Origin of the sequence: uncultured Legionella sp. (genome assembly GCF_937871865.1) — a bacterium.
Classification (GTDB): Bacteria; Pseudomonadota; Gammaproteobacteria; order Legionellales; family Legionellaceae; genus Legionella.
In genome coordinates this window covers 1-9,889 of the sequence record NZ_CALMPD010000279.1, presented here as the reverse complement: position 1 = coordinate 9,889, position 9,889 = coordinate 1, and the positions used below count along the sequence as shown (strand labels likewise).

Below are 9,889 nucleotides of genomic sequence, written 5' to 3'. Positions count from 1 at the left end.
CGATAATGGGTTCGATACCTGCCCTGCGATTTTCGAGAATAATAAGTTGTTCCGGCGAAATAGGATTAACCGGCGCATCTTTTAGTTTTCTTTTGGTTTTTTGTATGGCCACTGCTTTAACACCAAAGTCCAAGGCTAACTGTTCATTTTCTTTGGAGTAGTAGCCTTTATCAGTACCAATCGATTCAATCGGTGTTTGAAATAACTTAATGTGTTGCACCACCATCTTCTTAAGACTGGCGGCATCGGGCATACGAATCGAGTCATTAGGAATGGAGTAAATAAAATTGCCGCCAACCCTGCCAATTTGAAATTGACGGCCAAATTCAATTCCCTTGTGATGCTTATTTTTATTGAAGCAATCAACCGCATTGCGGTGAAACGAAAAAATCTTTGATTGCCGCGGTGTACTTTCATAGCATCGTTCAAACAATTCACTCAATAAGGCAGGCGCCTTTTGTATAAAATTGACGATCATGTATTTATCTCTCACCGGAAGCGACTCGATAATGAAAGGCTCATCCATAATGCGAGCAAAACGTATCACCGGTTGTATTGCCTCGGATACCACACCCCAGAGTTTAGCTAAAGCTTGTTTTCGTGCTTCTACTTTTTGTTTGATGGCTTTACTTTTTTCAAAATAATGCTGTTTTGCCAGTCCCTTAATGGCCTTCATATCAATTTGTGAACAAAGGTTTTCCCGCAAAATACAGCATAAACCGCATTATCACGAAGTTGTCGTTCCATCCCTCGGTCAGTTTCATTTAAAAGTTGCTGCAGCAAAAAAACGCCCAAGTGAATACGTACTTTGAGTTTTCTTCCCAACCACCATTTCAATTTAGACGTTGATCTCTTTAAATCCGGCAGAATAAGTTTCTCCAACTCGACCCAATCCAGCACTTAATCAAAGGGTGTGCGGGCGACACTTCCACCATTATTTTTTGTACTTTTAAAAATTGGTTATCCATCCCGGATTTACAAATGCTCAACTTCCCTTTAACCTTCTATTACTTTTTGAATAGACGTCAGTATGGCGACGATACAAAGTGAAGTAAAGTCGCAGACATTATCATTTATTAATTCAGGATGTAAAACGTTATTACAGCGACCCCAATGTGCAGTCAATGTTGGAAAATATTATCAAAAATCCCATTGAAACACCGCGGGGTTATAAAAATGCTAATAATGGCATAGCCCTGCGCGGTCCCTTATCGCAATTTTTTAGCGGCCTCTATCTTAAGCCCCTTGATGATGCATTCGACACCATGGATGTGACCTATCTGCGGCATCAAGACGATATCCTGATTTTATGTCAAACAAAGCGCCAATTAGAGCGTTGTAAGCAACGGCTTATGGGCGTTTTACAAGAAAAACGTCTGCGATTATCGCGTAAAAAAACACGCATAGGCAACATTGACAAAGGGTTCCATTTTTTAGGCATCAACTATCTGGAGCCGCAACCTTCGGATGGCACCAACGTCTCACAGAACTCGTTTGACTCAGGCAATCAAAAACAATCTGAACAGTATTTAACCTCTATGGGGAGGGGGGGAACAGTTCGGCATCAACTGGTCATTCAGATTCTCTGCATAAAACGATCGTTCCGCATGCGCGGACGTTACGAAATGCACGCGAGCAAGTGAAACAAATGGTTATTGATGGAGTCTCTCTCCGCCGAATCGGGAGTTACTTGCATCGTTGGTGCACGTGGTGGGTGAAATCGTCACAAAGCTGGCAATACGAAGAAATTATGAAGTGGTTTATTCAAGTCTGTCGAGACAGCGCGGCGAAAAGCATCGCCGCGGCTCTACTCGAACGGGCGACAATCAAACAGTCATACTCTGCGACATTGCTGGCGGGTTTAAATGTTCACGCAACTGCGTGAGATCGGCGGTTCTCACTTCATCTAGGCGGCTAACGGCCGCCAAATCAACGGCCGCCCCCCGCACACAGCCCGCACCCCAGTCGTTCCCCAGCGGTCGCTGACCATGCACGCGCATTAATGCAAAATCGAAACCAAGAACAGAATTAAAAGCCCTCAGAGGAAACCAGGAATCATTCCTCCCAGTTGCCCAGTTGTCAAAAGTTAACCCCCGAGGTAATGTGATCTCGTTGAACTCAGGCCTCGGGTAAAACGAGCGGTCTAGTCGGCAATATTCTTGAGCAACATGAGCTGGCACGTTGCGTTGCTCTTTACCCACATCCCACCAAGCGGCGTCCATCGCCGCCCAATTTTGTGCGGTATCCCACGCATAAAAGCCATCAAGGTAGCGCTGATAGGCTTCTTTGAGGGGTGTAAAATCAAAGTGGGCGCTGTGGTGTTCTTGGCCTGCTTGGCTGTAAACCAAACCGACTGGTTGGCCTGTTGCGGCATCAATGCGTTCTATTTCATCGATACGTGCCGCCATGATTGCTTTGGTTTCTCCGTCCATATGAATTTCTAACATGCGGCACATGTGCGTGTCTTTCGCCCAGTAGGCGTATTCGTAAGCGGTACAGTTGAAGGTTCGACCTGAATAATCAGTAAAGATGCCTGGCGTTCGAAGAAGTGTTTGGGTATTCGCAGGTGTTGCGGTTAATAACACCTCTGCTTCCTCTTGTTTCCCTTTGGCTACATCGTGTAAAAAGTGACGTGTTTGGAAACTCGGATGCGCGCGACAAGCCTCTTTAGCTGCTGTTGGTAGACGCTCAAATTGCTCATCATTAATACGTGCAAGCAAGGTCTCAACGTCCACCTCTACATCGCCCGCCACGAATTCATTTCGGTGGGGTACCTCGGCAGGATGCACTGCAAAATCAGCGCAAATATTCGTAAAATAATCTGGGTTATTGGATGCAGCAATAGGGTCAATGAGTTCGGCAAAATTCACACAAATAGAGCCTTGATGAGTTACAAATTTAGCCGTTTCTCCCGTTGCTTCTTTGTCCAAAATCATAAAGTCATCCATGTGAAGATTTTCACCCGTGGTGACGGTGCGATAGGTGCGCTCAAATGCTTGTCGAATTGCGGTCAAATCGTCTGTATTAAGTGCACGTGACAAACCGAATGGTTCAGCATTTACATTACAAAAATTACAAATTGCTCTTTCTACATCCTCGCCACTCGTTAAGGCAGTGGATACCCGACTTGCCAAGTCATGACTTAAATCAGGTGATGCATCAAGAATCACCCCAAAATTTCGGTCGCTGAGGCCTCGGGCTTTGCAATACACATTCAGGTTCGCTAGAAAAAATTGGGTCAGTATTGATAATCGTTCTGTTCGTTCATCCACAGGCGTTCCGGCTGGAATACTATAAAATGGTGGTGTAGGTAGTATTTCCCATACATCAAGAGCACAAGCACCTAATAAAGCTTCAATGTACTCCTCTATTGTAGCATCTGCCCCAAAACCCATGAGGGTATCAATCACCTCTTTGGTGGCAGGTGTTCCATCGCTGCGTTGGGTAAAATCAATGATTAACCCAAACAACGCTAAACTTTGCTCACCCAGCACCCGTTGGATATCTGCAAAGCTTGGCCCTGCAGGTAGTGCACTTAATACGGCTGTTGTAAGCCGGGTACGTGGGTCGGTTATTGCCACCACCGTCGTAGGAAATGCGCTATGCATGGCATTATACAATGGGGAGTTAGGCGTCCCTGCCGCATTATTGGTGCGGTTCACATTAAATGCAGGATTCACGACGTGTGATTCGCTGTCCTGGGCTCGCGGTCTTAATTGGATGCTGTATAAATTAGAGGGCCTTGCAAGAAAGGCCGTTATCGCATCACCATAGCTCATTCGCATCGCTGAAACCGCTTCAATGTAGGCTTCTATTTGCGCGAGCCGTGCTTCTTTACCTGCCCGTTGTGTGTTACCCACCTCAAGTAATCCTATATCAAAGGCCAATGCTTCTTTATAAGCAGTTAATGCTCGCAGTGCACCACCATCAAAAAATTCCCTCGAGGCCACGATGGCTTTACATGTATTATCCGTGCTGATTTCTTGACCACCTATAACCGGGACCATCAGGTGAACCTTATTGGTGATAGGGTTAATGTGGATGTATCGAGGTGATACTGGCTCTGTTAATGGAATAGGCATCGTCTACTCACTCATTTATAATTTAATTAGTGGCAATTATAGAGCATAATGAATTAAATTTGAATAGCATTAGGCCTAATCGGTACAAACATCATGGACTACAGCTTAAACTTTTCAATAAACTACAAAAAATTCCTATTTCGTGACAACAACTAAGTAATTAAATCATGTAGAAATAAAAAACTTCGATGATCCTTATTCAGCAAGGGATTCTCTTCGCACGACTAAGTAATTGGAATTAAAAAGAATTGGTAAATAGGGAAAAATACCCACAGAAAAAAATATAAAAAAAGTACGCGGGACGGTATCGTAACAACAAAAAAATGTAAAAAACAGTCTTGACTGGCATGAATTTTGATAAATACAAAATTGAATTAAAAAATTTTAGGCATTGTAGCAATGAAGAAACGCGATGCCCTCCTTTTATTTTATAAATACCTTCATCAAAACATCATGCTTCATCAGTCAACAATTCATAACTGCCCCAAATCCACCAATTTGGCAAATTATCGGTACCGTCTGAGCAACGATAATTTCGTTCTGTTAATAGATTTTTCTCAGGTTTCTTTCCTCTGAACATTCGTTTTTAGCTCATCAAAAACCTACTTTTTTATAAATTTGAAAAACATCGTCCGAAAAATTGGAATTCTTCCAATTCGTGCCATATATTTTAATTAATATTCATTATCATACGGATGAGGAACGAGATGGATAACTCGCAATCTATGAAGTCACTGTTTGAAGATCAAGCAGCAAAAAAACCTCATCACATCGCTGCAATTCTTAATAATAACTCATTAACTTATGAAGAGCTAAACCAAAGAGCCAATCAATTGGCTCATTGTCTTATTAATCAGGGAATAACATCAGACACCCTAGTGGCCGTTTATCTTGAGCGATCTGTTGATTTTCTTGTTACTGTATTGGGGATATTAAAAGCAGGAGGAGCATACATCCCTCTTGATACGACCTATCCTTATGAACGAATATCATTGATATTAAAAGGCTCGGGTAATCCTCTACTAATAACCTCCAATGCCCATAAAAAAAAATTTACAGTATATAAAGGCCCATTATTGATCACCTCAAATAATAAGGATATAGACAATCAACCGACATACAATCCTTCTATAGCAATCAAAGCAGAACACTTGGCCTATGTTATTTACACCTCCGGTTCGACAGGTACGCCCAAAGGAGTTTTGATTGAGCATGGGGCTATTGTTAATTATTCACTATGGTTTTCAGAGCAGTATAAGCAAGTAAAACGAATCGACTTTTCCTCCAACCAAGCATTTGATATGGCCATTACACTTTATCTAGTTCCCTTAGTTCTTGGAATAACGGTCATAATGTGCAAAGACATAATTAAAAAAGATCCTCGAAATTATCTAAAATATTTAAACAGTAATCAGATTGATTTTATTAAACTAACTCCAAGCTATTTTAAAGTTTTGGTTAATGAAACTCAAAATAAAGCAATAAAACTACCTCATTTAAAGAAAATAATGCTGGGCGGAGAAAATCTGACAAAAGCAGAATGTAGCGCATGGCTTTCGATGTATCCCCATCACAGTTTATATAATGAGTATGGCCCGACAGAAACGACAGTGGCCATAACAGCATTCACTGTTGACAAGAATAATATCTGCAGCATGAATGACAGCATCCCGATTGGCGCCCTGGCTAGAAACACTTATGCTTATATTCTTGATAAAGAATTAAAACCTGTAGCAGATGGAGAGGTCGGAGAACTTTATGTTGGCGGTGCATGTTTGGCCAGAGGCTATTTAAATAGCCCCGAATTAACGCAACAATACTTTATCGCAGATCCATTCTCATCAGACAAGAATGCACGCATCTATAAAACAGGTGATTTATGTCAGCGTAATGTGAAACATCAATTTGAATGCCTGGGTAGAATAGACCATCAGATAAAAATCAGGGGATTCAGAGTAGAGCCAGGGGAGATAGAAAAATGCTTAAGCACACATCCAGCATTAAAAGCTGCAGTGGTAATTGCTTCGACACAATATAATAAGGAGCAGAGTTTAATTGCCTATTACATTATTGAAAACGCGAATACAGAGCTGTCATTTTCCGAGCTAAGTGACTATTTGAAGCTCTATTTACCTGAATATATGATTCCATCAGCATTTATAAAAATGGATTCCTTCCCTTTGAATGCTAATGATAAATTAGACAGAAAAGCCCTGCCAAAGCCCCAATTTAGCCCAACTCAAAATTATGTGCCTGCGCGAACTCGTTTAGAAAAAATCCTTGCTAACACTTGGGCAGAGGAATTAGGTATCAGCCCAATAGGAATTCACGATGACTTTTTCGAATTGGGAGGGCACTCGCTATCTGCTGCTCGTATTATTTCCAAAATAAATCATAAGTTTAGAATAGAATTGTCTTTATATGATTTTTATGTAAACACAACTATCTGCGATTTGATACCATTCATAAAAAAAGCCAAGAAAATAGAAAAAAAACAGATCAGTTTAATTAAAAAATTCAATAACGATTCAGCTCTGTTTCCTTTAAGTGACTTTCAATTTACATTATGGATAGCAGATACGTTTGAGCCCAAAGCCAAAAAATTGAATATTTTCACCCGAAAACGTATTCAAGGACGTTTGAATATTAAGAAATTAAATAATGCATTCGAAACGCTATTACATAAACATGAAGTATTGTCTTATCACGTATCAAGATTTCGACCTGGTCAATATTTTATTAAAAACTCACCTTTTGCCATTATAGAAGAATCCCTGGAACAATTATCAAATGAGCAAATGGAGGATGTACTAAAAGAATCAATCCAACAATTGATTAATTATTCACCTTGGCCAAGCAATACACCTCAAATTATTATTCGATTGTTTCTCTTGAATGATGACAGTAGTGAGTTACAACTTTGTATTCCACATATTATTTCAGACGATCTTTCGCCTGATATTTTGCTACACGATTTATCAAAATTTTATAATTCCAATAGCAAACCCAATAAAAATGTGGCGCAAGATCGTTCGTATCGTGATTATCTTTTAGACGAGCAGGTTTATTTGAAAAAGCACCTGAATCGAGATATTAGCTTTTGGGAGGATTACTTAAAAGACGCGTGTTTACATACGTTTCCATCGAAGTACGTTATAGAAAACATGCAAGAACTCAATTACTCTTATTCAACCTATATTGAGATTCCAGAAATAACTCTTGGTGAACTCAGTGCTTTTTGTGCCAGAAACCATATCAGCATACCGGATGCATTGTGTGCAGTAGTCGCTCTTGCTTTAAAAAACTGTACTAAAGCCAATAAAGACATCTCTTTGTGCATCAACAGAGTAAAATCAACCCGTGAAAATCGCGATTATGACAATACTATAGGATGTTTTTTACGAATTGAACCAATCAAGCTGGTAGTCGATGAGCAGACAAATCTTTCCACGATATCTCAGGAAATTCATCAGGAAGTAATAAATACAAGTGCTTATCAAGGATGTCCCAATTTAGTGAAGCTTGCCAGTATAAGTACCTTTAGAAAAGACAATAATATTATAAAATCCTCCTTGGCTAAAACCTTTTTCTGGTTATACAGCCTTATATTTCAAGCACAATCTTATTATAAAACTTTTAGAGTATTAGAACGTTTAAGTGCAAGTAAAGGTGATAACTTTTTGATAAACATTAATGTGCAGAGTAGCTTTCTGGCCCCTCCTCCCAAAGAGGAGTCTTTATTTGGCTTCATAGAACAAAAAGTTCCACCCTATCAGTATGACCTGTTAGAAATTAATAATCTGTTTGATGTTAGTTTTCTGCGTATGCCTGATTCAAACAATCCGTTTATAGTAATTTCTGCAAATTTAGAACCAAACTATAGAGAGGCAGTGGGTCATGAAATGATTCGAATTCTGAATGATGAGTTAACTATCACTTTATAAGGAAATACAGTATGTATCATGATTATCCTCAAGTTACGACTCGTTTTCTAAGAGATGATGAACGACTTGTATTATCAGACGAAAAGGAAATGCCTTTAGTTATTGAGGCAAACACACAAAAAGATGTGGCCTTTATACAACAGTTTCTGAGCACGCACGCAACTCATTTGCTGGAAGACCTGGCTCAATATGGCGCTATATTGCTAAGAGGTTTTGATATTACCTCTGACCAAGAATTCGAAAAAACAATTTTGAGCATTCCTCAATTTAAAGGTATTAGCGAAGCATTTATGGCGGAAAATGGACGCACCCATGTTGACGATTTAAAATTCGTATTGCATACCAATAGTGTATATAAAACTGGTGGAACTTTATATTTAGGGGGATTTCACACAGAGAATTATTACTCTGCTGATGTGCCCGGCTTTATTTTTTTTTATTGTGCCCAGCCATCAGAACTTGGTGGCGAAACAGGGATAATCAATACGCAAAAAATTTACCAAAGCCTGAATAGTTCTTTGCAGGAAAAAATTGAGAAAAACAGCTTTTTCGTTACAAAATGGTTGTTTACAGAAGTGGCTGAACGATATAACGTAGATCACGAAACTCTGGATCAGATTATAAAACAGTTCAATCTGCCTGTTGTTGGAACAGGGGATGAGCGCTTTATTTGTATGTATAAGCCTAGTGTATTTATCCATCCAGTAACCCATGAAAAAGCATTACAACTAAACCTGTTTGAGTTACCCACCCTGAATAATTATTTAAGGACATGCTTTAAAGCTGACTACAAAGGCAAAGACTGGTTCTGGCACCGCTTCTTTTGGAGTTTACCTGCCCCACTTTTTAATACGATTGAATTTTTAGCCGTAGCGGTCATTGCTTTTATTCATTCGCCTAAAAATGCTTATAAAATTGTACGAACCAAACTGGCCAGCTATTTTGCCCGAAAAAAAACAAATTTATCTGATCCAGACAAAGTAGAAACCTGTTTTACTGAACCAGAAATACAGGAGTTAGCTCAAGCAATGAGAGCTAATTATTGTTCCTCTTTATGGCAAAAAGGAGATATTTTACTGATCGATAATAAAAAGGTAATGCATGCGGGTATGCCAGGAAAAGGTGAGAGGGTAATTCGTGCTATGATTTCAAATCCTATTGCTATGAATTATACAAATGAAGAAACTGGTATCCTGCATGCAAAAGAACGAACCTCCCCATCATTGGGAGAGTCGTTGTCACATGTTGCTTGTTCCAAAGAAACACCTAAACAAGCACCTGTATCATCTTAGAGCCTGGTATCAGGCATGGATTAATTAGGTTTAGTGAAATGACTTGCTGCGAACTCTAAATCAGTCTCGTTTTCTTCTATTGAATTAACATCATTTCCCATTAAAGAAGCAATTCTAGTTGCCAGTTCAAGAGGTATAGTACTAAACAATGAAGTTTCTATACGAAATGCCTGAGCAAGAACTCGAGAGTTTTTCCTTATTTCTGACTGCCGCTCAAATGTTTTTTGTATCGTTTGCAATGTTGACTCCATGCTTTTATCAGAGAGAGCGGTTTCAATACGATCTGTTCCAAAATCATGATTATCTTTTGCCGCTTTTTTTAACACGTCTGATGTTACTACAGCACCAGCATCAATAAGATTTTTTATTGTTTGGGCTTGGAGTTCATAAAGACGCTCAGAAGGATCCACACCACCTCTGTTCATCGCGTCATCATAAGCTTTTTTTGTAGCGTCCCTACGTCCCTCTATCATTATATTTAGACATTCAGTGGTTGGTTTCAAACCCGATTCTAATGCACGGGCTATCGGTAATTTTCAGGATAGTTGTCGCTTGAAGCAGAGCAGATTTG

At 39.7% G+C, this 9,889-nt stretch carries 6 protein-coding genes and 1 pseudogene; 3 read left to right on the top strand and 4 right to left on the bottom strand.

Annotated elements, in window-relative coordinates; all coding sequences use genetic code 11:
• Nucleotides 1–676, bottom strand: a pseudogene (locus tag Q0495_RS15060) (hypothetical protein); the annotation flags it as partial.
• Nucleotides 673–900, bottom strand: coding sequence for a transposase (locus Q0495_RS16865; protein WP_367274443.1), 228 nt, complete (start codon nucleotides 898–900; stop codon nucleotides 673–675). The pseudogene Q0495_RS15060 and the gene Q0495_RS16865, both read right to left, overlap by 4 nt.
• A 224-nt stretch (nucleotides 901–1,124) precedes the next feature.
• Between Q0495_RS16865 and Q0495_RS15055 the strand changes: the two genes are divergently transcribed.
• Nucleotides 1,125–1,643, top strand: coding sequence for a reverse transcriptase domain-containing protein (locus tag Q0495_RS15055; protein WP_298627743.1), 519 nt, complete (start codon nucleotides 1,125–1,127; stop codon nucleotides 1,641–1,643).
• Between the two features lie 183 nt (nucleotides 1,644–1,826).
• Here Q0495_RS15055 and Q0495_RS15050 read toward each other — a convergent pair whose 3' ends face one another.
• Nucleotides 1,827–4,082, bottom strand: a complete 2,256-nt coding sequence (locus tag Q0495_RS15050; RefSeq protein ID WP_298627742.1) for a hypothetical protein — start codon at nucleotides 4,080–4,082, stop codon at nucleotides 1,827–1,829.
• 725 nt (nucleotides 4,083–4,807) lie between these two features.
• Here Q0495_RS15050 and Q0495_RS15045 point away from each other — a divergent pair.
• A complete protein-coding gene (locus tag Q0495_RS15045; protein WP_298627740.1) occupies nucleotides 4,808–8,026 on the top strand; it encodes a non-ribosomal peptide synthetase in 3,219 nt (1,072 codons plus the stop codon).
• 11 nt (nucleotides 8,027–8,037) lie between these two features.
• Nucleotides 8,038–9,318, top strand: a complete 1,281-nt coding sequence (locus tag Q0495_RS15040) for a TauD/TfdA family dioxygenase (protein WP_298627738.1) — start codon at nucleotides 8,038–8,040, stop codon at nucleotides 9,316–9,318.
• A 20-nt stretch (nucleotides 9,319–9,338) separates the two neighbouring features.
• On the opposite strand, the gene Q0495_RS15035 is transcribed toward Q0495_RS15040, so the two are convergent.
• Entirely contained in the window at nucleotides 9,339–9,791 is a 453-nt protein-coding gene (locus Q0495_RS15035) for a hypothetical protein (protein ID WP_298627736.1), read from the bottom strand.
• Nucleotides 9,792–9,889: the final 98 nt, after the last annotated feature.